This window comes from Thiothrix litoralis (assembly GCF_017901135.1).
GTDB classification, from domain to species: Bacteria; Pseudomonadota; Gammaproteobacteria; order Thiotrichales; family Thiotrichaceae; genus Thiothrix; species Thiothrix litoralis.
In genome coordinates this window covers 3,366,815-3,393,297 of sequence record NZ_CP072801.1, presented here as the reverse complement: position 1 = coordinate 3,393,297, position 26,483 = coordinate 3,366,815, and the positions used below count along the sequence as shown (strand labels likewise).

22 protein-coding genes are annotated in these 26,483 nt (G+C 53.3%); 15 read left to right on the top strand and 7 right to left on the bottom strand.

Features of this window, described 5'->3' with window-relative positions; genetic code table 11:
* Window position 1 precedes the first annotated feature (1 nt).
* Genes J9253_RS16415 through acuI form a run of 4 tightly spaced genes read left to right on the top strand, consistent with a single transcriptional unit; the run spans window position 2 to window position 4,011 of the window.
* Window positions 2-745, top strand: a complete 744-nt coding sequence (locus J9253_RS16415; protein ID WP_210221970.1) for an Eco47II family restriction endonuclease — start codon at window positions 2-4, stop codon at window positions 743-745.
* Window positions 729-1,976 carry a DNA (cytosine-5-)-methyltransferase gene (gene dcm / locus J9253_RS16410; RefSeq protein ID WP_210221969.1) on the top strand — a complete coding sequence of 416 codons (1,248 nt, stop codon included), beginning with the start codon at window positions 729-731 and terminating at the stop codon, window positions 1,974-1,976. The genes J9253_RS16415 and dcm overlap by 17 nt, the downstream gene beginning before the upstream one ends.
* Window positions 1,973-3,025, top strand: coding sequence for a quinolinate synthase NadA (gene nadA, locus J9253_RS16405; RefSeq protein WP_210221968.1), 1,053 nt, complete (start codon window positions 1,973-1,975; stop codon window positions 3,023-3,025). Before dcm ends, nadA begins: the two co-directional genes overlap by 4 nt.
* Window positions 3,026-3,027: 2 nt before the next feature.
* Complete coding sequence (acuI, locus tag J9253_RS16400) at window positions 3,028-4,011, top strand: acrylyl-CoA reductase (NADPH) (RefSeq protein ID WP_210221967.1); 984 nt, start codon at window positions 3,028-3,030, stop codon at window positions 4,009-4,011.
* Window positions 4,012-4,099: 88 nt separating this feature from the next.
* Here the strand turns inward: acuI and J9253_RS16395 are convergent, their stop codons facing one another.
* The 7 genes from J9253_RS16395 to J9253_RS16365 all read right to left on the bottom strand — a co-directional run bounded on the left by J9253_RS16395 (window position 4,100) and on the right by J9253_RS16365 (window position 12,594).
* On the bottom strand, window positions 4,100-4,636 hold the full coding sequence (locus J9253_RS16395) for a YaeQ family protein (RefSeq protein ID WP_210221966.1): 537 nt from the start codon (window positions 4,634-4,636) through the stop codon (window positions 4,100-4,102).
* Window positions 4,637-4,690: 54 nt separating this feature from the next.
* The gene (locus tag J9253_RS16390; RefSeq protein WP_210221965.1) at window positions 4,691-5,254 is read right to left on the bottom strand and encodes an SOUL family heme-binding protein; all 564 of its coding nucleotides are present in this window, start codon (window positions 5,252-5,254) and stop codon (window positions 4,691-4,693) included.
* 175 nt (window positions 5,255-5,429) lie between these two features.
* Window positions 5,430-6,404, bottom strand: a complete 975-nt coding sequence (locus J9253_RS16385) for a dimethyl sulfoxide reductase anchor subunit family protein (protein WP_210221964.1) — start codon at window positions 6,402-6,404, stop codon at window positions 5,430-5,432.
* Between the two features lie 13 nt (window positions 6,405-6,417).
* On the bottom strand, window positions 6,418-7,149 hold the full coding sequence (locus J9253_RS16380) for a 4Fe-4S dicluster domain-containing protein (RefSeq protein ID WP_210221963.1): 732 nt from the start codon (window positions 7,147-7,149) through the stop codon (window positions 6,418-6,420).
* A gap of 1 nt (window position 7,150) precedes the next feature.
* Complete coding sequence (locus J9253_RS16375) at window positions 7,151-10,051, bottom strand: molybdopterin oxidoreductase family protein (protein ID WP_210221962.1); 2,901 nt, start codon at window positions 10,049-10,051, stop codon at window positions 7,151-7,153.
* Window positions 10,052-10,246: 195 nt separating this feature from the next.
* Window positions 10,247-11,407: an RNA-binding domain-containing protein gene (locus tag J9253_RS16370; protein WP_210221961.1), complete on the bottom strand. Its 1,161-nt coding sequence runs from the start codon at window positions 11,405-11,407 to the stop codon at window positions 10,247-10,249.
* Between the two features lie 71 nt (window positions 11,408-11,478).
* Window positions 11,479-12,594, bottom strand: coding sequence for a LysM peptidoglycan-binding domain-containing protein (locus J9253_RS16365; RefSeq protein ID WP_210221960.1), 1,116 nt, complete (start codon window positions 12,592-12,594; stop codon window positions 11,479-11,481).
* A 97-nt stretch (window positions 12,595-12,691) separates the two neighbouring features.
* Here J9253_RS16365 and def point away from each other — a divergent pair, with 97 nt between their 5' ends.
* The 11 genes from def (at window position 12,692) to pgi (ending at window position 26,478) form a co-directional block, all read left to right on the top strand.
* Entirely contained in the window at window positions 12,692-13,222 is a 531-nt protein-coding gene (def, locus tag J9253_RS16360) for a peptide deformylase (RefSeq protein WP_210221959.1), read from the top strand.
* The gene (gene fmt, locus J9253_RS16355) at window positions 13,219-14,145 is read left to right on the top strand and encodes a methionyl-tRNA formyltransferase (protein ID WP_210221958.1); all 927 of its coding nucleotides are present in this window, start codon (window positions 13,219-13,221) and stop codon (window positions 14,143-14,145) included. The genes def and fmt overlap by 4 nt, the downstream gene beginning before the upstream one ends.
* Window positions 14,142-15,455, top strand: a complete 1,314-nt coding sequence (rsmB, locus tag J9253_RS16350; RefSeq protein WP_210221957.1) for a 16S rRNA (cytosine(967)-C(5))-methyltransferase RsmB — start codon at window positions 14,142-14,144, stop codon at window positions 15,453-15,455. The genes fmt and rsmB overlap by 4 nt, the downstream gene beginning before the upstream one ends.
* Before the next feature lie 20 nt (window positions 15,456-15,475).
* Window positions 15,476-16,039 (top strand): DUF4390 domain-containing protein, encoded by a 564-nt coding sequence (locus J9253_RS16345; protein ID WP_210221956.1) that lies wholly within the window; start codon window positions 15,476-15,478, stop codon window positions 16,037-16,039.
* Window positions 16,024-18,192 carry a sensor histidine kinase gene (locus tag J9253_RS16340; protein ID WP_210221955.1) on the top strand — a complete coding sequence of 723 codons (2,169 nt, stop codon included), beginning with the start codon at window positions 16,024-16,026 and terminating at the stop codon, window positions 18,190-18,192. Before J9253_RS16345 ends, J9253_RS16340 begins: the two co-directional genes overlap by 16 nt.
* A gap of 12 nt (window positions 18,193-18,204) precedes the next feature.
* A complete protein-coding gene (locus J9253_RS16335; RefSeq protein ID WP_210221954.1) occupies window positions 18,205-19,587 on the top strand; it encodes a sigma-54-dependent transcriptional regulator in 1,383 nt (460 codons plus the stop codon).
* Between the two features lie 9 nt (window positions 19,588-19,596).
* Entirely contained in the window at window positions 19,597-20,970 is a 1,374-nt protein-coding gene (trkA, locus tag J9253_RS16330) for a Trk system potassium transporter TrkA (RefSeq protein ID WP_210221953.1), read from the top strand.
* A gap of 12 nt (window positions 20,971-20,982) precedes the next feature.
* On the top strand, window positions 20,983-22,434 hold the full coding sequence (locus tag J9253_RS16325) for a TrkH family potassium uptake protein (RefSeq protein WP_210221952.1): 1,452 nt from the start codon (window positions 20,983-20,985) through the stop codon (window positions 22,432-22,434).
* A gap of 16 nt (window positions 22,435-22,450) precedes the next feature.
* Complete coding sequence (locus tag J9253_RS16320) at window positions 22,451-23,902, top strand: TrkH family potassium uptake protein (RefSeq protein ID WP_210221951.1); 1,452 nt, start codon at window positions 22,451-22,453, stop codon at window positions 23,900-23,902.
* Window positions 23,903-24,056: 154 nt separating this feature from the next.
* Window positions 24,057-24,653 carry a GspH/FimT family pseudopilin gene (locus tag J9253_RS16315; protein WP_210224648.1) on the top strand — a complete coding sequence of 199 codons (597 nt, stop codon included), beginning with the start codon at window positions 24,057-24,059 and terminating at the stop codon, window positions 24,651-24,653.
* 172 nt (window positions 24,654-24,825) lie between these two features.
* Window positions 24,826-26,478, top strand: a complete 1,653-nt coding sequence (gene pgi, locus J9253_RS16310) for a glucose-6-phosphate isomerase (protein ID WP_210221950.1) — start codon at window positions 24,826-24,828, stop codon at window positions 26,476-26,478.
* Window positions 26,479-26,483: the final 5 nt, after the last annotated feature.

The window sequence follows — 26,483 nt, the reverse complement described above, 5'->3', positions numbered from 1 at the left end:
TATGAACAACTATCATCTGGATTTTATTAGCGATAATGATATTTTTCAGCATGTTAAACATACTGTGCTGAAGTATCGCTTTCAAATTGGCCTTGCTGATTTTAATAGCAACTTGATTGACCCAGTTAAGCTAACGTTTGATGCAAAAGTGTACAAAAAAGATATTAAAGATGTTATCGAAAGCGAAGTTATTCGGCAACTAGATAAAAGCAACACTAATCATATTGGTTATTTTCATCAAAATATCTTTAAGTATATTGGCGATGGTTGGATAGTACCTGATGAAGGGTATGATATAGTTCATCTGGAACGAAAAATATATGTTGAGATGAAAAATAAACATAATACAATGAATTCATCCTCTTCACAAAAAACATATATGAGAATGCAACATACGCTGCTACAAGATGCCAAGGCAACCTGTATGTTAGTTGAAGTGATTGCTGCTAACAGCCAAAATATACCTTGGCGAGCCTCTCTCGATAAACAGTCTGTAGTTGATGAAAGAATTCGTCGTGTTTCTATTGATAAGTTCTATGAAATGGTTACGGGTGATAAATGTGCATTTAAAAAATTATGTACGATTCTGCCAAGAATTATTGAAGATGTTGTTCAAGAATCAACACTTGCTGAGAGAACGAATACAGTTATTGATGAGCTTCAAGCTATTGATGAGAATTTATTGAAAAGTATTTATCTCCTGTCATTAAAAAAATATGAAGGTTTTCATGATTTCACCTTGTAATCAAAGTATTGATGCTAATCTGCTGGCGGATATTGTGTCGGTGTCAAAGTCGACACTTTTGTCATGGGAAAAAAATGGCAAAATAACACCTGTATACAATGCGTTAGGGGAGAAGAAATATTTGCTTGAGCAGTTGGCAGACTTCGCCCCGATTCAAGCAATGTTGAATTCTAAGTGGGAGGCTGAAACACAAATAAAGCCTGTCAGGGATTTTTCATCGATTGAATTGTTCGCAGGTGCAGGTGGTTTAGCGATTGGCTTGGAACAAGCAGGCTTTAAAGCCTTAGCGTTGAATGAATTGGATAAACATGCTTGTGATACCTTGAGAAAAAATCGTCCACACTGGAATGTAGTGCAAGGTGATGTATGTGGTATTGATTTCACACCCTTTAAAGGTATTGATTTTTTATCCGGTGGATTTCCTTGCCAAGCTTTTTCATATGCAGGCAATCAGTTAGGATTTGAAGATACGCGCGGTACATTGTTTTTCGAGTTTGCACGCGCTATTAAAGAGTGCCAGCCACGGGTATTCTTGGGTGAGAATGTTAGAGGCTTATTGGAACATGATAATGGCAAAACCATTGCTGCTATCCAATCAGTCATTGCTGACTTAGGTTATACACTCATTGAACCACACGTATTAAAAGCCATCTTTTATAAAGTGCCTCAGAAACGTGAGCGTTTAATGTTGGTGGGGATTCGCAATGACTTGTTGCCTAACGCAGTATTTAATTGGCCTTCACCCTATAAACGTATTTTTACATTGAAGGATGCGCTGCAATCCGGTGAGTTGTACCCTAACAATGCGCCTATTTCTGAAGGACAAAAATACCCAAAACGCAAGGCAGAAATTCTTAAGTTAGTGCCTCAAGGAGGTTATTGGCGTGATTTACCTGATGACTTGCAGCGTGAATACATGCAAGGTAGTTATTTTCTCGGTGGCGGGAAAACAGGCATGGCACGACGCTTGGCATGGAATGCGCCAAGCCTCACGTTGACTTGTAGTCCAGCACAAAAACAAACCGAGCGTTGTCATCCCGAAGAAGATCGTCCGTTGACGGTGAGAGAATATGCTCGTATCCAGACCTTTCCTGACGCTTGGCATTTCTCTGGCCCTGTCACCAGTCAATATAAGCAAATTGGTAATGCCGTTCCTGTTAACCTAGCCTTGGCGATGGGAAGAAGCCTGATTGCGTTATTAAATAGTATCGAAGCTGAGAATGCCGTATGAATAAACCCATCAATATTCCTGTCATTAAAGTCCCAGCCACCGCGCTGATCGAGTCCCTGAACCCGCATTACACCCCGGAACAAAAAGCCGTGGTGAAGGACAAGATCAAGCGCCTCCTCAAAGCGCAAAATGCGGTGCTGGTGGCGCATTACTACGTCGAGAGTGATTTGCAGGAACTGGCCGAAGAAACCGGCGGCTACGTCTCCGATTCCCTCGACATGGCACGTTTTGGCAAAGAACACCCCGCGCAAACCCTGATCGTTGCCGGGGTACGTTTCATGGGCGAAACCGCGAAGATTTTGACCCCGGAAAAGCGCGTGCTGATGCCGACGCTCGAAGCCGAATGCTCGCTGGATCTGGAATGCCCCGCTGACCAGTTCATCCCGTTTTGCGATGAACACCCGGATCGCACCGTGGTGGTGTATTCCAACACCAGCGCGGCCGTGAAAGCACGTGCCGATTACGTGGTCACCTCCAGCATTGCGGTCGATCTGGTAACATGGTTGCACGAACAGGGTAAGAAAATCCTCTGGGCACCGGACAAGCATCTGGGCAATTACATCCAGCGCCTGACCGGTGCAGATATGTTGCGCTGGCAAGCGGCTTGCGTGGTGCATGACGAATTCAAATCGCGCGCGCTGGGCGATTTGATCGGGAAATACCCCGACGCAGCCATTCTGGTTCACCCCGAATCGCCGGAAGAAATCATCAAACTGGCAGATGCCGTAGGTTCCACCTCGCAGCTCATCAAGGCGGCGCAAACCTTGCCGAATAAGCGCTTTATCGTGGCGACCGACAGCGGCATTTTCTACAAAATGCAACAGGCTGCACCGGGCAAGGAATTCATTGCCGCGCCGACTATGGGCGAAGGTGCAACCTGCCGCAGTTGTGCGCATTGCCCGTGGATGGCGATGAATGGCCTGCACAACTTGCTGCAAGTGCTGGAAACCGGCAACAACGAAATTTTTGTGGACGAGGCAGTCCGCGTAAAAGCCTTGCGTTCAACCCAGCGAATGCTGGATTTTTCCGCGATGCGTAAAGGAGGTTAATTATGTTTAAAGCATTGTTACTCAATCAGGTCGAAGGTAAAACCCACGCGGAAGTCCGCCGCCTGAACATTGACGACTTGCCGGAAGGCGACGTATTGGTCGATGTCGCTTATTCCTCGCTCAACTACAAGGATGGTTTGGCCGTGACGGGAACGGGCAAAATCATCCGCTCCTTCCCGATGGTTCCCGGCATTGATTTCGCGGGGACGGTGGCTGAATCCGCCTCCGAGCGTTTCAAGCCGGGCGATCAAGTTATCCTCACCGGCTGGGGTGTGGGTGAGCGTCACTGGGGCGGTTATGCGCAGAAAGCGCGGGTGAAAGCTGACTGGCTCGTGCCTATGCCCAAGGGGCTGGACGCGAAGCAAGCGATGATTATTGGCACGGCCGGTTTCACCGCGATGTTGTGCGTGATGGCGCTGGAAGAGTCCGGCGTGAAACCCGATTCCGGCAAGGTACTGGTGACAGGTGCGGCGGGTGGCGTGGGCAGCGTGTCCGTGTTGCTGCTGTCGCAACTGGGCTACCACGTCGTCGCGGTATCCGGTCGCCCGGAAACGCAGGATTTCTTGACGGCTCTGGGGGCAAAAGAATTCATTGCCCGCGAAGTCATGAGCAAGCCCGCCCATCCGCTGGAAAGCCAGAACTGGGCAGGCGCGGTGGATGTGGTCGGTGGCAGCACGCTGGCGCGGGTACTGGCAGAAATGCAGTACGGCGGCACGGTCGCAGCCTGCGGTCTGGCGGGTGGTTTTGAGCTGAATACCACGGTAATGCCGTTTATTTTGCGCAATGTCGGCCTGCGCGGGGTCGATTCGGTGAGTTGCCCGCAGGAACGCCGCATCCGCACGTGGGAACGTCTCGCGGCAGAACTGCCAGCCAGTGCTTACGCTGATTTGGGTTGCGCGATTGCGCTGGAAGAAGTGCCGCAAGCTGCCACCGATATTCTGGCGGGGCGCATCCAAGGGCGGATGTTGGTCAATCTGAATCTCTGAGGTGGACATTCTGCATATCCGGTGCTGCCCAGTGGAAAAATGGGCAACGCTTACGCCTGCTCGTGTTGCGGAAGTATTTCTGCCAACCCTACCGCGCTTGCAATACTTCCCAGTGAATCTCCACCTCACCATTATCACCCGCGACATAGGCGGAATCACCCGTAATCGTGACCGACAAATCCATGGTGCGTTTCACCAAGGCAGCCAGCGCTTCCACCTCCTCCCAGCGGAAACGGTAAAACGAGGCGTCCAACTGGCTAAATTTTTTCACATTTTGTGACCACCAAACATCCGACTTGCTATTAAAGCTGTAAACACGTACTTGTCGCGCCCGATGGGTGGCTTTTTTTACCCGTTCCGGGATTGGCTCACCCAGCTCAATCCACAGCGCTATCTGATCATCCATCGTGCGAACCCAAACTGCCGGTTCTTCGACATCTTCCAGCCCCTTGGTCAGCTCAATTCCTTCCTGGGCATTGAGGCAATAGGCAAGAATACGCACCATCATGCGCTCAAGCGTTTCGGAGGGGTGCTGAGCAATGGTCAGATTCAGAGCGTCATAGTAATCCCGCTCCATATCCGATAACGAAATTCTGGCTTTGTAAATGGTTGGTTTGATTGCCACGCTTAACCCTGTCTGTTGTGCTGCTGAGAAGAAGTGCCCAGATACTAACACGAATCAATAAGCTACCATCACCTCGTTACGGCGTAAAAACGGCAGTGTCCACGGTGGGTTATAACGCGCCAGCTCAGGTTTGCCTGTAGGCTTGATGCCTTTGCTTTCCAGCCAAGCTAACAACGCGGCTGTTTTCTTAGCCGTTTTTTCTTCGCCAGCAAAACCAGAAAAACGTATCACCGCATAGTGGCTTGTCGGTATCTCACGCAACGTTACCGCCGGGTTGTTCGGTTTGGGTAAGGTGGCCAAGGTGTATTCGCCGGGCATGACAAAATGCATACGCCATTGCTCCCCGCTTTGTTCCATGCTCACGGGCGCAGTCATGCTGATTTTTGCTGAGCTGGCCTCCATCGTCACCGGCGCGGTCATGCTGATTTTCTCATTACCTCCGGTAGCGACGGTGTTGTCACCGAAAATATAGCCCGCAATCACTCTGAATCCGGCACGGGAAGCTTTATCCAGCGAGCCTGAAACCAGCGTTTCCGCCACAATCTTCGGCGCATAAGCGCGTAATTCAAAGTCACCGGACTGTTCGATGACATCATATTTTGGTTCTTCAATAGCCATGCTAGCTCCTGAATAAAGCATCAAAAATAGTACCAGATAGAGCTGCTTCATCATATCCCTCCTTTATTTCATGGTTTGCCAAGGCGAAATCTCCGCTCATTAATTAAGGCGTCACCACAAAAACGCCCGCAAAAGCGGGCGTTTTCATCTCTGTTACCAGATGACCAGACAGCGATTACGTCGCCTGATAATACAGATTCTGCGGGTGGTTCGCCTGTGCGAAGAAGAACCAACGTTCCGCCAATAAGCCAACATACTGCACCAGCACCGCTGCCGCCAGCAGCACAAACAGGTGGTTTGACCAGCCAATCACCAACAAGGTAACCGGCACCACAAACGCCACAATCAGGAAAAATACCTTGATGGTTTGCATGAACTGCGGCGTTTTATGATGGAAAAACTCACGGGTATTGAATGAGCCGCCCATTGCCCCTTGCGAGATCTGGGTGATTTTCGGGTGACGCACCCCAATCGCGGTACAAGCGGTGCTCTTACGTTTGATACGCCCATTGCGACGCAACGCCAACATGCGTGTTCCAAAACCGATCAGGGTAAACACCAGCGCCCACAATGCATACGCATCCACCAAAGGACTACCGTAGTAAGCTGCCAACGCCACCGCCAGCGAAAAGCCCGATGCCAAGCCCAACAGGGTGTAATTGATGATGGTCAGTGGCGATGCCCATTCCTGAATGAACTTGATCGCCGCGTAAATCATGCCGGTGCACACATACAGCAACAGCGCCAACACGCCTGCGCCGAAACCGATAACCAGCGACAGCTTGATTTCCAGCGTTTCGGTGGTCACCAGTATCGGGTCAAACCCAAAATACTGTAATGCGCCCCAGATCACTGCTCCCCCCGCAAACGCAGGCAACACAATGACTTCACGCGCCAGCCACGAGGTGCGCCATTTGGTGGCGGTACGCCAAGCGCGTTCAGGCCGCCCTAAATGGAAGAAAGACGCAAACAGACCCAAGCCCATCAGCAGGGTCACGATCAACGTGCCCATGATGTACATATCCACCGGCACAGGTTCACCAACTACCCCGAAGGTGTTGTAAACCTGACCGGTATACAGCGCCAGAAACAAGCCCTGACCCGCACCAATCAATGTGGTCAAAAAGATGACCGAAAAAGCAGGATGCATAAATCCAATCTCCTTAGAACAGGAAGTCGTCCAGCGACGGCAGGTCATTACTGGCCGGGGTACGCTGTTCTTCTTTCTTCAACGGGTTATCAATACGGTTCAACGACTCCTCAGTGACCTGAGATTTCATTTTACGCCGAGGCAGGTAATGGTTCGCAGGCCGCGTACCCCATTCCGGCATCAACTGATAACCGCCACGTTCGTTAATCGCCACCGACACTTCCGAATCCGGGTCATGCACGTCGCCAAACAGCCGCGCACTGGTCGGGCAAGCCAGCACGCACGCTGGTTTGCGACGATCTTCGCGCAAGCTCGTGTCGTAAATGCGGTCAACGCACAAGGTGCATTTTTTCATGACCTTCTGCTGTTCGTCGATTTCACGCGCACCGTAAGGGCAAGCCCATGAGCAATACTTGCAGCCGATGCACTTGTCGTAATCGACCAGCACAATGCCATCTTCCTTGCGCTTGTAGCTTGCCCCTGTCGGGCAAACCGGCACGCATGGCGGGTCTTCGCAATGCAAACAGCTTTTCGGGAAATGCACCGTTTCCACGTTGGGGTATTCACCCACTTCAAACGTCTGTACGCGGTTGAAGAAGGTGCCCGTGGGGTCTTTGCCATACGGGTTTTTGTCCACCATGCCTTTGCCGCCTTCGCTGGAAGTGTTCCATTCCTTGCAGGAGGTCACACAAGCGCTACAGCCGACGCAGACGTTCAGGTCAATGACCAAAGCCAACTGGGTCATCTTACTTACCCCCTTTGAACATGTTCTTGAATTTGCCGGAACCACCGATGTAGGTCAGCCACTTGCCAACAGGTTTCGCCATGCCGGGGTAACGCGGCTGGGTCGGGAACTGCGGGAAGGTGGAACCTTGCTCGTGCTTTTCCGCCTTGTACACTTTGACACGCAGGTCAAACCATGCGGCTTGCCCGGTGATCGGGTCGGAATTAGAGATATGCTCGCCTTCCGCCTGATTGGGCAGCTCTTCGCCAATAATGTGGTTGAGCAGGAAGCCACGGGTGCATTCGTTGGCGTCTTTTTCCAGACCCCATGCGCCGGAAGCTTTACCAATCGCGTTCCACGTCCACACCGTGTTCGGCTCGACCGATTGGGAATAACGTGCTTCGCAACGTACCCGCCCGTTCACCGATTCCACCCAGATCCAGTCGCCATCGTCAAAGCCGTACTTTTCACCGACGCTGGGGTGCATGTGCAAGTAGTTGTGCGCGTGAATCTGGCGCAACCACGCATTCTGCGAATCCCACGAGTGGTACATCGCCATCGGGCGTTGCGTCAGGGCGCTCAACGGGAAGTCCTGCTTGTTGATCATCTCGTTTTCGAGCGGCTCGTGGTAGAACGGCAGCGCATCGAAGAAACGTTCCACCCGTTTACGCAAACGATCCGGCGGTTGCTTGCCGTGCGAAATGCCTTGGGCAGCGCGACGGAACTTGTGCAACACCTCGGAATACAGGTGAATATTGATCGGCTCGGCGTGGCGTACCATGCCGTTGTCTTTCGCCCATTTCAGGTAGCCTGCATTCCAGTTACGCATGTACTGGTAAGACTTGGGCATGACCGTGTGGTGCATACAGTCGTTCTTGGCGTACTGTTCCCATTGGTTCGGGTTCGGTTCGCCGCGCATGGTCTTTTGACCATTCTGCCCACGCCAGCCACTCAAGAAACCAATACCGGAACCCGGTGCGGTTTCAAAATTGACGATGAAATCCGGGTAGTTCTTGAACTTACGCTTGCCATCCTTCTCGGTGAAAGCCGGGAAGCCCAGACGTGAACCCAGTTCGATCAGCACTTCCTGGAACGGTTTGCAGTCGCCGGTGGGAGGCAGGATCGGAATCCGCACGGAATCGACTGGACCATCGAATTCTGAAATCGGACGATCCAGCATCGACATCACGTCATAACGTTCCAGATACGTGGTATCCGGCAGGATCAGGTCAGCAAACGCGGTCATTTCCGAATGGAACGCATCGCACACCACGAGGAACGGGATTTTGTACTCGCCGTTTTCGTCCTTGTCCTTGAGCATGTCGCGGACTTCGGTGGTATTCATCGACGAGTTCCACGCCATGTTCGCCATGAAAATCAGCAAGGTATCCAGCGGGTACGGGTCGCCGCGCCAGGCATTGGTGATGACATTGTGCATCAAGCCGTGGACGGAGAGTGGGTATTCCCACGAGAAACCTTTGTCGATCCGTACTGGTTCGCCTTTGTCGTCGACGAACAAATCATCCGGGTCAGCAGGCCAGCCGAGCGGCATCCCATCCAGTGGGGTATTCGGCTTGACCGCATCCGGTGACGTGCCGGTTTTTGGGCAAGGCGGAATCGGGCGCGGATACGGTGCTTTGTGGCGGAAACCACCCGGACGGTCAATCGTGCCCAGCAATGACATCAGAATGCTCAGTGCGCGGATACTCTGGAAACCGTTAGAGTGCGCCGCCAAACCACGCATCGCATGGAAGGCAACCGGGTTACCGGTAACGTGATCGTGTTCGTTACCCCAAACATCCGTCCAAGAAATCGGCAATTCGATCTTCTGGTCACGCGCCGTAATCCCCATTTCATGCGCGAGACGTTTGATGGTTTTGGCGGGGATACCCGTAATGCCTTCTGCCCACTCGGCGGTATACGAGTCAACACGCTCGCGCAGCAACTGGAAGGAAGGTTTTACTGGCGTACCGTCTTTCAGTTTGAAATCACCAAACAGAAACGGGTCAGCACCGGGGGTATGCGTGGAAATAGGCTTATTGAGTTCGCGATCCCACCACAGCTTGTTTTGCGGGTCAAAACAGCCTTCTTCTGGTGGCACTTCAAAGCGCAGGAACATGCCGTATTCACGGTTTTTCGGGTCCATATTGACCAGTTCTGGCCCGTTGGTGTAATTCACCACGAAGTCACGGTCGTACAAACCTTGCTCAATGATTTCGCGGGTAATCGCCAGCAACAATGCGCCATCCGTGCCGGGGCGAATGGGAATCCACTCATCCGCCACCGCCGCGTAGCCAGTACGCACCGGGTTAATCGCAATCATGCGCCCGCCGTTGCGCTTAAAATGACCAATTTCCATTTTCAGCGGGTTGGAATGGTGATCTTCTGCCGTGCCGATCATCACGAACAGCTTGGCGTGATGCAGATCCGGCCCACCGAATTCCCAGAAGGAACCGCCGATGGTGTAAATCATGCCTGCCGCCATATTGACCGAGCAGAAACCGCCGTGTGCCGCGTAGTTCGGCGTACCAAATTGCTTGGCAAACAAGCCGGTTAGGGCTTGCATCTGGTCACGTCCGGTGAACAGCCCGAATTTTTTCGGGTCAGTCGCACGAATATGGCGCAGACGGGTTTCCAGCGTATCGAACGCTTCTTCCCAGGTAATGGCTTCAAACTGGCCTTCGCCACGGATCGCATTGGCCTTGCGGCGTAGCGGCGTGGTCAAACGCGCAGGGGAATACTGTTTCATAATGCCGGAAGAGCCTTTCGCACAGATCACGCCTTTGTTCAAAGGATGATCTGGGTTGCCCTCGATGTATTTCACCTCACCGTTCTTGAGGTGGACATTAATGCCGCAGCGGCAAGCACACATATAGCATGTAGTGCTTTTGATTTCGGTTGTTTGATTTGTTTGGGTAGTCATATCAGTACGTAACTAAATAAGGAATTACTGAAATACAGTATATACCGATAGTGCTTGAGATAGGTCAAGGAATCAATAAGAAAAATTATTTGTACCAATAGATTTTTTCTATTCGAGGATAAGGCTACCCCTAAGAGATAGCGGTACTTGCAGAGAATCTAGTACGGAAGGGGTAGTGAATCGAAAATACAGTGATTAATCCACAGGCCGCCACACCGTGACGGTAAACAAACAACTTTCACGATCGTCCTTAAAATCAATCTGCGACCACGCTTCCAACGCTCGCAGAATCCCTGAACCTAAGCCACGGTAGGGCAATAGTTTCTTAGCAATGAACGATGCCAAGATAGGATTACGCAAATTCGAGTTACCCGCTTTCACTTTTTCAACGGTGAGATTATTAGGCAAATGACCGGGGCTAATAATTTCAATGCGGTTAGCGTAAATCAACACCCGAATCGGCGCACTGATAAAATAATCGCGATGAATCAGTGCATTAACCAGCAACTCTTCAAACACTAAACGCGGTACTTCAGGCTCACCCACCGAATTGAAACTTTGTTGCCCTTGCCTTTTGTGCAGATTACGCATAATAAAACGCAAGGTGTCATCAAACACATTGCGCAGCCTGCCACCAATGTCTTCGCTATCCACATAGGTGCTGGATTCAATCACATTGCCGGGAAACGCCACCGCTTTGACGATGAAAGCAGGCTTTACCCATTCAGGGTGTTTGCCAAACAACAATACCCCAGCGAGGTTTAAGAAACCCTCACCTGTCGCAAGGTTCATGTTTTGCAATAGACGTAACAAATCCGCACTTTTCTCAGGAATATCCAAGCCGTAAGTTGCCTGTAAGAAATCCGCCAAACTGCGACCATCAATCGCCTCAACACCTACTTTGCACGGCACTTCATCAGCGTGTAACAAATCCACGCTCTGGAACAGGCGTCGCAATTCCTCTTTGGAATTGACTCGGCGTTTATCCGCGCCACTTTTCAGCCAAATCACGCCATTACGATCAAAATAAGGCTTATCCAAACCTTTGGGAATCGTCAGCGCTATCAACAAACGTCCGTCAACCAGTGCAATATTTTCAGTCTGCACCGCCAGCGGGCTGCGGATATGCTGAGAAGCCGCATTGCTAATCATCTGGTTTAAACGCGCCACATCTGCCAAGGTCAAACCCAGCAATGTGCCGTCATCCGCGACACCCAAGAAAATCACGCCCCCATCCGTATTGGCGAAGGCTGCCATTTCAGCGGCTAACGCATCGGTATTACTGATGTCTTGCTTAAACTGACGACGGCTGTCTTCACCGAGGGCAATCTGAGTATTAAGTTCATCAAAGGTCATACTGGCTAAATCCTATCGCGGTAAGTAGGAGGGATTTTCATCTTGCCAGTATAGCACACGCCTCCCTCACCTCAGGGATTGCCGATCTCATCCCCATCCCGCACTTCACGACTCGCATCCATCACCAGCCCGTAACTGACCCGATCAGTGACTTTATAAATCACCAGATTGGCAACCTTTTCAGGCGGTAACTGGCTACACACCGCGCCGGATTTGCGTTTGCAGGTTTCCACCTCATCCACCACGTATCGACCCGGCGTATACACACCCAAGGTATGCCCCACCTCAATGTGATCACGCTGCCCCTTATTGATCACCGCAATCATGTAATTACCGCTGATGTATTCGGCATCAAACAGCGTCACAATATCGGCTCGCACCTTGGTCGTCGGCGCGTGGATGACCCCCTTCAGGTTAGCCACTTCATTCACCGGGGCAAGCAAGCGGTCGCCTTTACGGATTTCGCGGTGTGCTTCCAGCACTGTCGCGGTGGACGTCGCCTCTACACGCTCGATACGCCCGTAACCGCCGTAAGTGACCTCATAGCCCAGCAATTGCCCAGTACGTGGATCGTGCAACGCCTTGTCGGGGTGGAAAATCCCGTAACGCGCTCCCACCGGCGCATTGCGCAGGTTTTTCACGTAAACGGTTTCGCCTTCCGCGATCAAATGATGGTCATCGCGTGATGCCAGAATGTAAGGCGCATTCTTGATGGTCGCCTCATCCAGCACTTTCGGCCACACCATAAACGACACCAGCGTGGCAATCGGCTCGCCGTAGCCCTTGCGGTCAACCCGGATGCGCGGTTGCAGTTTATTGCCTGAAGCGTAATCCAGACTCAGGACATCACCGGGGTATAACTGGTGCGGGTTGGCGATGCGCTGGTTCTTGTCCCAGATTTCTGGCCAATGCCACGGGGTGTTCAGAAACTTACGAGCAATGCCCCAGAGCGTATCGCCCTTTTTCACCACGTAGCTGTTGGGGGCATTGGGATTAAGAATCATACTGCCACCAACCGCATCGCTTGATTGTGCAGTCGTTTGCCCATAATACTTGTCATAAGGATCTGTACCACTGTGTGGCGCTGATGCGTTGGTAGTGCCTGTCGTGGCGCACGCGCTGAGAATCAGCGCAGACCCGATGCCAAGACACAGGGTTCTCAAGAAAAAAGTAGGAGAATGCCGCATGGTGGTATCCTTAGTCGTTATTATGGGTTGGATGTGCGGGTTATAATAAACTATGGCCTGAAAAACATTCAGAACTTTTAGATTTTCGGTATTTACAATGGCAAAACTAGAGATTTTACACCATCCCGACCCGCGCTTGCGCAAGAAAGCCGCGCCCGTCACTCAGGTCGATGACACGATCCGTCGTATCGTGGACGACATGTTTGCAACCATGTATGCCAATCAGGGCATTGGTTTGGCTGCAACTCAGGTCAATATCCACCAGCGCATTATCACCATTGACGTGTCCGAGAACAAAGATGCGCCGCTGTGCCTGATCAACCCTGAAATCCTGCACAAGGAAGGCCAGCTTGAACACGAAGAAGGTTGCCTGTCCGTCCCCGATTACTACGAAAAAGTTACCCGCGCCGAGCGCATCCGCTTCCGCGCCCTGAACGCTGACGGTGAAGTGTTTGAACGTGATGCCGATGAGTTACTCGCCATTTGCGTCCAACACGAAATAGATCATCTGGATGGCAAGCTGTTCGTCGATTACCTATCCACGCCCAAGCAGCAAAAAGCCCGTAAAGTCGTGCAAAAGTGGGAAAAAGAGCAAGTACAAAAAGCTGCTAAGGCCGCGCAGTCATGAGGATTGTGTACGCAGGCACACCGGAATTTGCCGTCCCCGCCCTGCAAGCCCTACTGGCTTCCGGGCATGAAGTCGTCGCGGTGTATTGCCAGCCTGACCGCCCCGCCGGGCGTGGGCGCAAGCTGACCTTTGGCGCAGTGAAACAGGTCGCCGTGGATGCGGGCATTCCTGTCGAACAACCGCTTTCCCTGAAAGCGCCCGAAGAACAAGACAAACTGCGGGCTTACGCGCCGGATGTGATGATCGTCGCCGCTTATGGCTTGATCCTGCCACAAGTGGTGCTGGATATTCCGCGCCACGGTTGCCTTAATATCCACGGCTCGCTGTTGCCACGCTGGCGGGGTGCGGCACCGATTCAACGCGCCATTCAGAGTGGGGATGCTGAAACCGGCGTCACCATCATGCAAATGGCGGCAGGGCTGGATACTGGCGACATGCTCTACAAAGTTGTGTGCCCGCTTAACCCGGACGCTGGCGGGCAAAGCATCCACGACACCCTCGCCACGCAAGGAGCTACGGCACTGTTACACACCCTCGACTTGCTGGCAGCGGGCACATTGCAACCCGAAGTGCAGGATGAAACCCTCACCACCTACGCCCACAAACTCACCAAGGCAGAAGCACAAATCGACTGGACACAATCAGCGGCAGCTATTGACCGCACTATCCGCGCCTTTGACGCCTACCCGGTGGCGTTTACCTTGTATGAAGGGCAACCGTTACGGTTTTTTGCCTCCCGCTCCCTGAGCGAAATCGAAGGAAACGCCCCCCCCGGCACGGTCATCGCTGAAAGCAAAGCCGGTATCGACATTGCCACTGGCGACGGCACAGTACGCATCCTCAGCCTGCAACTCCCCGGTGGCAAACGCCTGAATGCAGCGCAATTCCTCAACGGGCGTTCTTTACTGGGCGTGCAGTTTTGAGCGCCCGTGCCACCGCAGCCTTGTGCCTGCAACGAGTCATTTACGAAGGCGAATCCCTCACCGAAGTGTTGCAAGACCCCAGCGTTGCCAACCTCAACCCGCAAGATCAAGCGCTGTTACGCAATATGTGTTTCGGCACCTTGCGCTGGCACGAACGTTTAAGCGCCATTCTCAAACAGTTGGTGAAAAAAGCCCTGAAGCCCGCCGATAAGGATGTGGAATGCCTGTTACGCATCGGCCTCTACCAGCTCATTTACCAGCGCACCCCTGACCATGCCGCCGTCAACGAAACCGTCAAGGCCACCAAAAAGCTCAAAAAAGACTGGGCAGGCAAACTGGTCAACGGTGTGTTACGCAACTTCCTGCGCAGTCCGGCGGAATTGCTGGTAAAAGCGGATAGCCGTGTTCCGGCGCGTTACGCCTTTCCCGACTGGCTGCTTACCCGCATCCAGCAAGCATGGCCGGACGATTGGGAAGCCATCCTCAACGCCAGCAATACCCACGCGCCGATGATCTTACGGGTCAACCAGCGCCAGCACACTGCCAGCGCTTATCAGGCGCTATTACAAGCCGCCGATATTGCCGCCGACCTGATTCCCACTGTGGATAGCGCCTTGATGTTGCAAACCCCAGTCGGCGTTGAGCAATTGCCGGGCTTTTTCACGGGTGCGGTGTCGGTGCAAGATGCCGCCGCACAACTCGCCGCAGGCTTGCTGGATTGTCAGCCGGGAATGCGGGTGCTGGATGCCTGTGCCGCCCCCGGTGGTAAAACCAGTCACTTGCTGGAAATGACCGATGGCTTACACCTGATCGCGCTTGATGAGAGTGAAGCACGCCTCAAACGTGTCACCGAAAACTTCACCCGCTTGCACTTGCAAGCCACCTTGGTCGCCGCCGATGCCGGAGATACCGCTACCTGGTGGGATGGGCAAGCGTTTGACCGTATTCTGCTGGATGCACCCTGCTCGGCGACCGGCGTTATCCGCCGTCACCCTGACATCAAGGTATTGCGCCGCGCCAGTGACATCGCCGAATTGCAGCAAGAACAAGCGCAATTATTGCGCAATTTGTGGCATACTTTACGCCCCGGCGGCAAGTTGCTGTATGCAACCTGCTCAATCCTGCCGGAAGAAAACAGTCGTCAGGTCGAAGCCTTTCTGGCAGAACACCCCGATGCCACCCTTGAGCCGCTGAGTGTCGCCTGGGGTCGGGCACAAGCTGCCGGACGCCAAATCCTGCCAGGCGAACACGCAATGGACGGGTTTTACTACGCGCTGCTTAGCAAAGCAGTGCAGGAATCAACGCAGTGACAATAACAAACCTTTCAATAATGTCTCACCTCACCCGCTTACTGCTGGCAGGGCTATTGCTGGTCAGTTTGTGGGGGCAAGCCAGTGCGGCGGAAAACGGCATCCATTTCCGTGAGTTTTCCATCCGCATTCAGAAACCCAAACAGTTGGTCACCAGCCTCAAACTGGATTACGAGCTCAGCGATTACTTGCGGGAAGGTTTACTCAATGGCCTGACCCTGAAAAGTGAAACCCTGTTTACCCTCGAATGGCACAACAATTGGTGGTGGAATACCCAAAAACCCTTGGCAAGGGTGAAAACCGAACTAAAATACCACCCACTGAGTAAGCAATATCAGGTAGTACGTCTGGATACCAAGGAAAACTGGAGCTTCCCTACCCTGCCAACAGCCGTCGAGCAAATGGGCACGCTGGCTGATTACCGTTTACCTGCCTTACCCAGCGATGCCTGGGGTGATAATGCCGCCATTTTTGTTGAGGCAAGCCTGACCCAACAATCACTGGAATTGCCCCTGAAACTGAAATCGCTATTTTCTGACCGCTATTCCCTGCAAAGTGACGGAGTATTGTGGCCGATACCTTGAAAAGCCGTCTATGGCAGTGGTTGCCGTTAGCACTGATTTTTCTGCTGCTACTGGCTTCCTTAACGTTGTTGAATCTTGCCACCCTCAGCCCCGCCAATCTGGCACGCTACGGCGACTGGCATTTCTACCTGAGTGCTCTGGTGCTGGTGTTACTCAGTATCGTCATCCTGATTAATCTGGTGCGGGTCTTTAACCAGTGGCGTACCCGTCAAGCGGGTTCGCGGTTTACCGTGCGGCTGATGACCGGGTTTTTGGTGATGACCCTGTTGCCGGTATTATTCGTGTCGCTGTTTGCCGTCAACCTGATCGGTACACGTATCGACCGCTGGTTTTCTGTCTCGATCGAACGGGCGCTGGAAGACTCGCTGGAGTTAAGCCAACTGGCACTGGAAACCCGCAACCGCCAGTACCTAGGCACACTGGAACGTTTCAAACCCTCACTTCAGGGCAAGGAGCTGTATGAGATCCCCCCCATGCTGGAACAATTACTCAGTATCGGCGCGAGCGAAATCCTGCTGCTGGATGATTCCCAACAAATGCTGGCCTTAGCCATCGAGGACACCGAAACCCTGATTCCACGGATGCCTGACCGTAGCCTGTTCCGCGCCATGCAAATCCGTAATTATTACTACGCGCTGGAACCCGACGGCACCGACAAGCTGTTTTCACGGGTGGCGATCAGCGTGCGCTACGGCAAAAAAAACGAGCTGAGCGCCATCCTGACCGCCCGCTTTCCGGTTGCCGAAAATGAACGGGTATTGGCAGAAAGCGTGTTAAAAGCCCGCGATGAATACAAAAGTTTGCTGTTCCAGCGCGATATCCTCAAAAGCGTATTCCGCCTGATGATACTGGTGATTATGGTGCTGACCGCGCTATTTTCCTTGTGGGCGGCATTTATCTTCTCACGCCGCCTGACCCGCCCGGTGCGCGATCTGGTGGAAGGCACGCTGGCGGTTGCGGCGGGGGATCTGGACAAAAAAATTCCTGTCTCGGAACGCGATGATTTCAGCATGTTGGCGCTGTCGTTCAATACCATGACCAAACGCCTTTCCGATGCCCGGGCGGAACGCGAACAAGCCCGCCGCCAGTTGCAACAGGAACACGATTACCTGCATGTAGTACTGGAACACTTATCCTCCGGCGTGATTACGCTCGATGAAAGCGGCATTATTCGCCGGGTCAACACGGCTGCCAGCACTATCCTTAACCTGGCACTGCTGGAACAGGTAGGCAAACCCCTTACCCAACTCCGTGACGACCTGCCCCCCTTACAACCCTTTCTGGACATGGTGCAAACCCACTGGCAAGACATGCAGGCCGGTCAGGAATGGCAGTCTGAGATCACCCTGAACACCGACAACGGCCGCCTGATTCTGGTCTGCCGGGGCGCATCCCTACCACACGGTGCAGCGGGTCAGCAAGGTTCCGTGCTGGTGTTTGATGATGTCACCGACCTGATCCAGTCCGAACATGACGCCGCTTGGGGCGAAGTAGCGCGACGACTGGCGCACGAGATCAAAAATCCACTGACGCCGATCCAGCTATCCGCCGAACGCCTGAGCCGTAAACTTTCCGGCGAACTGAATGAGGAATCTGCCAACTTCCTCAAACGCATGACCAACACCATCGTGCAGCAAGTTGACAACCTGAAGTCGATGGTCAATGCCTTCAGTGACTATGCGCGTGCTCCTAACCTACACGTCCAACCGGTCGATCTGAATGCCTTGGTACAGGAAGTCGCAGAGCTATACCGCCTCAATGAAGGTCAGGTCAACATTATCCTGCAACTGGACACGGATCTACCACGCCTGCGACTCGACATCCACCGTCTCCGCCAACTATTGGTCAATCTAACCAAGAATGCACTCGAAGCACTGGAAGAGCACCACGTCAGCCCCGCCAACATCACCATCAGTACCCAGTATCAACCGGACAGCAAGCAAGCTATGCTTAACATTCACGACAATGGCCCCGGCATTCCGGTGGAATTGTTGCCACGCCTGTTCGAGCCTTACGTCACTAGCAAACACAAAGGTACTGGACTAGGCTTGGCCATCGTGAAAAAAATCGTTGAAGAACACGGCGGACACCTCACCGCCCGCAATCATGACAACGGAGGCGCTATAATCAGCGTGAGGTTTCCGTTGAACTAAGGAGCAGGGAAGATGACAGCACAATACATCATGGTCGTAGACGACGAGCCGGATATCCGCCAACTTGTCAGTGAAATTCTGGAAGACGAAGGCTATCGGGTCGTGACGGCCGAAAATGCCGCCAAAGCCAAGGAACTGCACCGCAGCCGCAAACCCGACCTGGTACTCCTTGACATCTGGATGCCCGGGCAAGACGGCATTTCCCTGCTCAAGGAATGGCGTGAAAACGACACCCTGTGCTGCCCGGTGATCATGATGTCCGGTCACGGCACGATTGAAACAGCCGTGGAAGCCACCAAACTGGGCGCTCAGGATTTCATCGAAAAACCGCTGTCGATGGCCAAAATGCTGCTGACCATCAGCAATGCCCTACGCGCCAGCCAACTGGAAAAAGAAAACCGGGGCTTGCGCAAACAAATGAGCAGCTCACTGGAACCCGTGGGCAATAGCCAGACCATGCAACGCCTGCGCGAACAGGCCAAACGCATTGCCCAGCACGACACCCGCGTACTGCTGTACGGGGAACCGGGGGTGGGCAAGGAAACCTTTGCCCGCCACATCCACGCCCTCAGCAACCGCAAAGACCGCCCGTTTGTACGCGCCGCACTACCCACCAATAAAGATAGCAACCACTCCCTCAACAACGTGCTGTTTGGGCGCGAAGACCACGGCAAAATCCAGTACGGCCTGCTCGACGAAGCCAATGGCGGGGTCTTGTTTCTGGCAGAAATCTTTGAGCTGGATCATGACACCCAAAACCGCCTGCTGAATGCCCTCAAGGAAAACCGTTACATGCGCATCGGCGGCAACGACTGGGTGGACATGGATATTACCTTGATGGCGTCCTCTTCCCACGATTTGCAGGATGATGTCAAAGGCGGCAAGTTCAACGAAGAACTGTATTACTTGCTCAATGTCGTGCCGGTGATGATTCCGCCCTTGCACGAACACCCGGAAGATGTGCCCGAACTGCTCAACCATTACGTCGACATTCTCACCGCACAAGATGGCTTGCCGTACCGGCATATTTCACTGGCGGCGCAAAACTTTCTGCGCAACCACTCTTGGCCCGGTAATATCCGCGAATTGCGCAATCTGGTGCAGCGCTTACTGATCCTCGGCACCGAAACCGAAGTCTCGCTGGAGGAAGCAGAAGAAGCCGTCGGCGCACGTATCCCAGTATTTTCGCAAGAAATCGGGCATATTCCCGAAAGCTTATTCGACCTGCCACTGCGCCAGGCACGCGAACAGTTTGAACACGACTACCTGATTTACCAGCTCAAACAGGCGGATGGTAATGTCAGTAAACTGGCGGATCAGGTCAAAATGGAACGTACCCATTTGTACCGAAAAATGCGCTCCCTCAACGTCGACCCCAAAAAATACGGACGCTAACCGCACTTTATGAAAATCCTGATCCTGGGCGCGGGGCAAGTAGGCCATTCCGTCGCAGCCTCACTGGCGAACGAAGATAACGATGTGACCATCGTCGACACTAATGCCGCCGCCTTACGGGACTTGCGTGAAAAACTGGATGTACGGGTGGAAGTCGGTCAAGCTTCCTACCCGCGCGTGCTGGAACGCGCCGGGATAGAAGACGCCGACATGATCATTGCCGTCACCAACAGCGACGAAATCAATATGGTAGCCTGCCAGATTGCGCATACCCTCTACCACACGCCGACCAAGATTGCCCGTATCCGCTCCTCGCACTACCTCGATCACAAGGAGCTGTTCACCCCCGAGTCCGTGCCCATTGATGTGTTGATCAGCCCGGAACAACTGGTCACGGAACACATTTTCCGCCTGATTTCCCACCCCGGAGCCTTGCAAATCATCAACTTCGCCGACGGCAAAGTGCAAATGGTCGGGGTCAAGGCACTGCATGACGGCCCACTGATTGGCTCCCCTCTGAAAGCCATGCGTGAACACATGCCCGGCGTGGAAGCACGCGTCGCCGCCATTTTCCGCAAAGGCAAGCCCATCAAGGCCAGCGAAGACACCATTGTCGAAGTCAACGATGAAATTCTGTTTATCGCCAGCCCCAAACACATCCGCGCCATTATCAGTGAGCTGCGCAAACTGGATAAACCTTACAAGCGCATCATGCTGGCGGGTGGCGGCAATATCGGCAACCGGCTGGCACGCTTGCTGGAAGCCTCGCGTTATCAGGTCAAAATCATTGAAAAAAACAATGACCGCGCCGCCAAACTAGCCGAGCGCCTCGACAAAACCATCGTGCTGGAAGGCGATGCCGCCGACGAAAACTTGCTGATCGAAGAAAACATCGAAAACACCGATGTATTTGTCGCCATCACCAATGATGACGAAGCCAATATCCTCTCCTCCATGCTCGCCAAACGTTTAGGGGCAAGACGGGTCATGTGCCTGATTAATCGCCCCAGCTACATTGATCTGGTGGAAAGCAGCATCGACCTTGCCATTTCCCCCCAGCAAATCACCATCGGGGCGTTGCTGACCCACATCCGCCGGGGCGACATTGTGGCCGTACACGCGCTGCGCCGGGGTTCTGCCGAAGCCATCGAAGTGGTTGCCCACGGCGACTACAAAACCTCCCGTGTGGTGGGCCGACGGCTGGATGAAATCAAACTCCCACCCGGCACCACCATTGGCGCAATCATCCGTGGCGAAAACATTCTGATGGCAGCCCATGACATCATTGTACAGGCAGAAGATCACATCATCATGCTCGTGACCGACAAACGCTATGTACCTGCCGTGGAAAAACTCTTCCAGGTTGGCCTCCACTACTTCTGACGCATCAGGCTTATGCAGTACAAAGTCATTCAGCGGATTCTGGGCTTACTGATCATGGTCTTCAGCCTAACCATGTTACCGCCGGTGCTGGTAGGCTGGGTGATGGGCGACCCCCAGCTAGCGCCCTTTTTCGATGGTTTTCTGCTGACCCTGTTGGTGGGATTTCTGCTGTGGCTGCCGGTACACCGGGAACGGCGTGACCTGCGCCTGCGCGATGGCTTCCTGATCGCCGTGTTGTTCTGGACAACCCTGAGTGCGGCAGGGGCAGTACCTTTCCTACTGGAAGACCAGTTGGACTTGAGTGCGGCAGATGCTTTTTTTGAAACAGTTTCAGGTTTCACCACCACGGGCGCAACAGTTCTGGTGGGCATTGACAGCTTGCCTCGCTCCCTGAACTTTTACCGCATGGAACTGCATTGGTTGGGGGGGATGGGTATCATTGTGCTGGCGGTTGCCATCCTGCCTATGCTGGGGGTGGGGGGAATGCAGCTCTACCGGGCAGAAACCCCAGGCCCGATCAAGGATGCCAAGCTGACCCCGCGCATTACCGAAACCGCCAAACTGTTGTGGTATGTGTATCTGGCACTGACACTGTTGTGTGTGCTGGCCTATCGTATTGCAGGCATGAGCTGGTTTGATGCGGTTTGTCATGCGTTTTCGGTGTTATCCACCGGGGGATTTTCTACCCATGATTCCAGCATGGCTTATTTTGACAGCAGTGCGATTGATTACATCAGCATCCTATTCATGTTACTGGCAGGCATGAATTTTAGCCTGCATTTTGTGGTGTGGAGCCGCCGCAAACCGGGGCTTTATTGGCGGGATTCGGAGTTCCGTGCCTATATCAGTGTGATTGTGTTACTGACCCTGACAGCCTTTGCTTTGTTGCTGGGCTTTCATACCATCACCGACCCTGAGCAGGCTTTCCGTTACGCATTGTTCCATGTGACATCGGTGATGACCTCGACAGGCTTGGTCGTCACCGATCATTCAGCCTGGCCCAACCTGTTGCCAACCTTGCTGATCTTTTCCAGTTTTGTCGGCGGCTGTGCGGGTTCAACAGGCGGGGGCATCAAAGTTATCCGCTTCCTGTTGTTGATGAAACAAGGTATCCGTGAAGTCACGTTATTACCACACCCCACTGCCCATCTTCACATCAAGATCAATGGAGAACCCGTATCCGAGCAAATCGTGAAATCCATCTGGGGATTTTTTGCCATGTATATCGCGGTATTTACCGTTTTCATGCTCGGCCTGATCGCAGCGGGTGCTGATCAGGTGACGGCCTTTTCTGCGGTGGCTGCCACGTTGAACAATATGGGTGTTGGTTTGGGTGATGTTTCCTCCAATTTTGCCGGGCTGAATGACTTTTCTAAATGGTGGTTGTCGCTCGCTATGCTAATGGGGCGGCTGGAGCTGTTTACTGTGCTAGTATTACTGACGCCTGCCTTCTGGCGACGCTAACAGTATTTGAGGTTTAGTGCAGTTCAAAGTCATACAACGGGTACTGGGTCTATTACTGATGGTATTCAGCTTGACCATGTTGCCGCCTATCCTGATTGGCAAGGTAATGGGCGACCCCGATACCCTGCCATTCTGGAAAAGTATGGCCTTGCTGCTGGCAGGGGGGGGCTTGCTGTGGCTACCGATGCATCGACAGCGAGGGGAATTGCGCTCGCGGGATGGCTTCCTGATTGTGGTACTGTTCTGGGTAGTACTGGGTGTTTCAGGCTCGCTCCCGTTTATCTTGTCGGATGCTGTCGAAATTTCAGCAACCGATGCGATATTTGAATCCATTTCCGGCCTGACAACCACCGGGGCAACGGTCATTGTCGGGCTGGATGGCTTACCCCGTTCCGTGCTGTTTTACCGACAGGAATTGCAGTGGCTGGGCGGCATGGGGATCATTGTGCTCGCCGTGGCTATCTTGCCGATTCTGGGTGTCGGCGGAATGCAGCTTTACCGTGCGGAAACACCAGGGCCGATGAAAGATGCCAAACTGACTCCACGTATTACCGAAACGGCCAAGTTGCTATGGTATATCTACCTCGCGCTAACCGTGTTGTGTACGCTAGCCTTCCGGGTGGCGGGTATGGACTGGTTCGATGCGGTTTCGCACAGTTTCAGCACGGTCGCGATTGGCGGCTTTTCAACGCATGACTCCAGTATCGGGCACTTTGACAACAGTGCGATTGAATCCGTGGCGATTGTTTTCATGCTGCTTGCCGGGGTCAATTTCGGTTTGCATTTCATGGCATGGCGTAATGCCAGTGTGCGGGGCTATCTGCGCGACTCGGAATTTCGTGCCTATGCCCTCATGATGACGGGGTTGGTGCTGGTGAGCACCACTTATCTGTTTTACACCGAAACCCATGCGGAACTGTCACAAGCATGGCGGCACTCGCTGTTTCATGTGGTCTCCATCGCTACGACCACCGGCTTCACCACCACCGGGTACAGCGAATGGCCCGGTTTCTTGCCAGTCTTGTTGCTGTTTGCCAGCTTTGTGGGGGGGTGCGCAGCTTCTACGGCTGGGGGGATGAAAGTCATCCGCTTTTTGCTGCTGGTGAAACAGGGCATACGCGAGGTGAATCGCCTGATTCACCCCAATGCGCGTATCCGTATCAAAATCAACCGCCACCCGCTGCCCGAAGATGTGGTGCAAGCCGTGTGGGGGTTTTTCTCAGTATATATTGCGGTATTTGTGATGTTCATGCTGGTCTTGATGGCACGTGGGCATGATCAGATCACCGCTTTTTCTGCGGTAGCTGCCACACTGAACAACCTTGGGCCGGGGCTGGGGGAGGTCGCGGGAAACTTTGCCAGCATGGATGATTTCTCCAAATGGTGGCTGTGTCTAGCCATGTTGATGGGGCGACTGGAATTGTTTACCATGCTGGTGATCCTGACCCCGGCATTCTGGCGTAAATAACACGGCTAGTCCGCCCTGCCAAGCCGTTCATCTCCTTTGTACCCATACCGATCATCAGCTTCTGTATACTCCGCCACACAAGGAAGTATGTGCATGGCATGGACGCCTTTTTTCCCATGAATCCCAAATAATATAACAGCCAAGGGAACACCTCATGAGCAAGTACTCACAAACCGGCCTGACCATGATTGAGCTGCTCGTTACCATCAGCATTGTGGCGATTCTGGCAACCATGGCAGCACCCTCGCTACGCGAAATGGTTGAAAGCAACCGTCTAACCGCCTTGAACAACCAACTGGTTTCCACCCTCAACTACGTGCGTGCTGAAGCCATCAAACGCTCATTCCCCGTTACCATGTGTGTGCGTAATAGCACAGGCTCTGGCTGCGCTACCAGCGGCGGCTTTGAAAATGGCTGGATCGTGTTTGTCGATTGTGGCAATTACGGTGCCGTCGATGCCACGGGCTGCAACTATGGCCCCGGTAATACCAATGCGGCTGAAGAAATCCTGCTGGATACCACGCCAGACTTCAACGGCATTACCATTACGGGTACTTCATCCACCGCGCCCACTCTCCGCTACAAACCCAATGGCGGCATTGCTGGTATCAGCGGTAGCCTGACCCTGGCGACAGGCGCAACAGAATATGAGCAAACACTGAATCTCGGCTCCACCCCCCGCTACAAAATCAAAATACAATCCGCAACGGGCAGGATAGCCTCTTGCAAGGTGGGTACCAGTGGCTGCTGATGCAAAACCCCTTGGCATGAATAAAATTTAATTGCGTGTTCAGTTGGTTTCGCGGAAAATCTTGCAGGGTTTACAACAATAAACATGCGCCAGATCAAGGTGGCGTAACAGTTTTCCGGCATATAATTTGCATAAATCAAGATTCTGCCGGCCACCCGAACAAGGAGAGATCATGCAGAAGCCACCACTTCACCACACCGTCAATCATGCCTTACAACACCATTACCAAACGCTGCGCACCGTCCACATGCGTGAACTGTTCGCGGCTGACCCCGAACGCTTCGAGCACTTTTCCCTGCAAGTCGGCGATATCCTGCTCGACTATTCCAAAAACCGTATCACCGCTGAAACCCTGCAATTGCTGACACAACTGGCGGAAGTCGCCGATGTGGCAGGCTGGCGCGACCGCATGTTCCAAGGCGACAAAATCAACAATACCGAACAGCGTGCCGTGCTGCACACGGCCTTGCGTAACCAAAGCAATACACCCGTGAGGGTGGATGGCGAAGATGTCATGCCTGATGTCAACGCGGTCATCGCCCAGATGAGCGCATTCGCCGAGCGGGTACGCAGCGGTACTTGGACAGGCCATACTGGCAAAGCCATTGTGGATGTGGTGAACATTGGCATCGGGGGTTCCGACCTCGGCCCACACATGGTGTATCAGGCGCTCAAAACCTACCGGCATTCACGGCTGGAGATGCATTATGTCTCCAACGTTGACGGTGCGCACATCAAGGAAAAACTGGAAACCCTCGACCCCGAAACCACCCTGTTCATCGTCGCCTCGAAAACCTTTACCACGCAGGAAACCATGACCAATGCCGCCTATGCGCGTGACTGGTTCCTGCAACACGCGGGGGATGCCGCGCATATCGCCAAGCATTTCGTCGCCGTTTCCACCAACCGTGAAGCCGTCACCGACTTCGGGATTGACCCGGACAATATGTTCGGTTTCTGGGACTGGGTAGGCGGGCGCTATTCGCTGTGGTCAGCCATTGGGCTTTCCATCGTGCTGGCGGTCGGTGCAGACAACTTCCGCCGCTTGCTGGGTGGCGCACACGAGATGGACACACACTTCCGGGAAGCACCGTTTGAACGCAATATGCCAGTCATCCTGGCGCTGTTAGGCGTTTGGTACAGCAATTTCTTTGGGGCAGCCACGCAAGCAATCTTGCCTTACGACCATTACTTGCGCAGCTTGCCGCTGTACCTGCAACAGGCTGACATGGAAAGTAACGGCAAATCCGTCGACCGCGACGGGCACAACGTGGATTACGAAACCGGCCCAATCATCTGGGGCACGAGTGGCATTAACGGGCAACACGCTTTTTACCAGTTGATCCATCAGGGAACGCGCTTGATTCCGGCGGACTTCATCATTTCAGCCACCCAGCCCAACGGCTTGCACGAGCAGCATGACATTCTTATGGCCAACTTTCTGGCGCAAACCGAAGCCTTAATGCACGGGCGCTCCCTTGAGGAAACCATCAGCGGTGGTGTCAGCGAACCCCATGCTCCCAAAGTCTTTGCAGGCAACCACCCCAGCAACGCCCTGTTACTGGATGCGCTCACCCCGCACAGTCTGGGAATGCTAATTGCCCTCTACGAACACAAGATTTTCGTGCAAGGCATTATCTGGAACCTGAACTCCTTCGACCAATGGGGCGTGGAACTCGGCAAGCAACTCGCCAAACGCATCCAACCCGAACTGAATATGACCGAAGCCGTCACCAGCCACGATGCTTCCACCAATGGCCTGATCAACCACTATCGCCAGCGCCGCCATGCAGCGATGCAGAGTGGCAAAGCGCCGCACCATTAAGGACG

Bases quoted from the DNA above. Each gene is read 5' to 3' on its own strand.
- J9253_RS16375 (WP_210221962.1), bottom strand. From the start codon at position 10,051: ATGACTACCCAAACAAATCAAACAACCGAAATCAAAAGCACTACATGC.
- J9253_RS16315 (WP_210224648.1), top strand. From the start codon at position 24,057: ATGAGCAAGTACTCACAAACCGGCCTGACCATGATTGAGCTGCTCGTT.
- J9253_RS16370 (WP_210221961.1), bottom strand. From the start codon at position 11,407: ATGACCTTTGATGAACTTAATACTCAGATTGCCCTCGGTGAAGACAGC.
- J9253_RS16385 (WP_210221964.1), bottom strand. From the start codon at position 6,404: ATGCATCCTGCTTTTTCGGTCATCTTTTTGACCACATTGATTGGTGCG.
- J9253_RS16365 (WP_210221960.1), bottom strand. From the start codon at position 12,594: ATGCGGCATTCTCCTACTTTTTTCTTGAGAACCCTGTGTCTTGGCATC.
- J9253_RS16325 (WP_210221952.1), top strand. From the start codon at position 20,983: ATGCAGTACAAAGTCATTCAGCGGATTCTGGGCTTACTGATCATGGTC.
- dcm (WP_210221969.1), top strand. From the start codon at position 729: ATGATTTCACCTTGTAATCAAAGTATTGATGCTAATCTGCTGGCGGAT.
- acuI (WP_210221967.1), top strand. From the start codon at position 3,028: ATGTTTAAAGCATTGTTACTCAATCAGGTCGAAGGTAAAACCCACGCG.
- nadA (WP_210221968.1), top strand. From the start codon at position 1,973: ATGAATAAACCCATCAATATTCCTGTCATTAAAGTCCCAGCCACCGCG.
- def (WP_210221959.1), top strand. From the start codon at position 12,692: ATGGCAAAACTAGAGATTTTACACCATCCCGACCCGCGCTTGCGCAAG.
- J9253_RS16345 (WP_210221956.1), top strand. From the start codon at position 15,476: ATGTCTCACCTCACCCGCTTACTGCTGGCAGGGCTATTGCTGGTCAGT.
- trkA (WP_210221953.1), top strand. From the start codon at position 19,597: ATGAAAATCCTGATCCTGGGCGCGGGGCAAGTAGGCCATTCCGTCGCA.
- J9253_RS16390 (WP_210221965.1), bottom strand. From the start codon at position 5,254: ATGGCTATTGAAGAACCAAAATATGATGTCATCGAACAGTCCGGTGAC.
- fmt (WP_210221958.1), top strand. From the start codon at position 13,219: ATGAGGATTGTGTACGCAGGCACACCGGAATTTGCCGTCCCCGCCCTG.
- J9253_RS16335 (WP_210221954.1), top strand. From the start codon at position 18,205: ATGACAGCACAATACATCATGGTCGTAGACGACGAGCCGGATATCCGC.
- J9253_RS16380 (WP_210221963.1), bottom strand. From the start codon at position 7,149: ATGACCCAGTTGGCTTTGGTCATTGACCTGAACGTCTGCGTCGGCTGT.
- J9253_RS16415 (WP_210221970.1), top strand. From the start codon at position 2: ATGAACAACTATCATCTGGATTTTATTAGCGATAATGATATTTTTCAG.
- pgi (WP_210221950.1), top strand. From the start codon at position 24,826: ATGCAGAAGCCACCACTTCACCACACCGTCAATCATGCCTTACAACAC.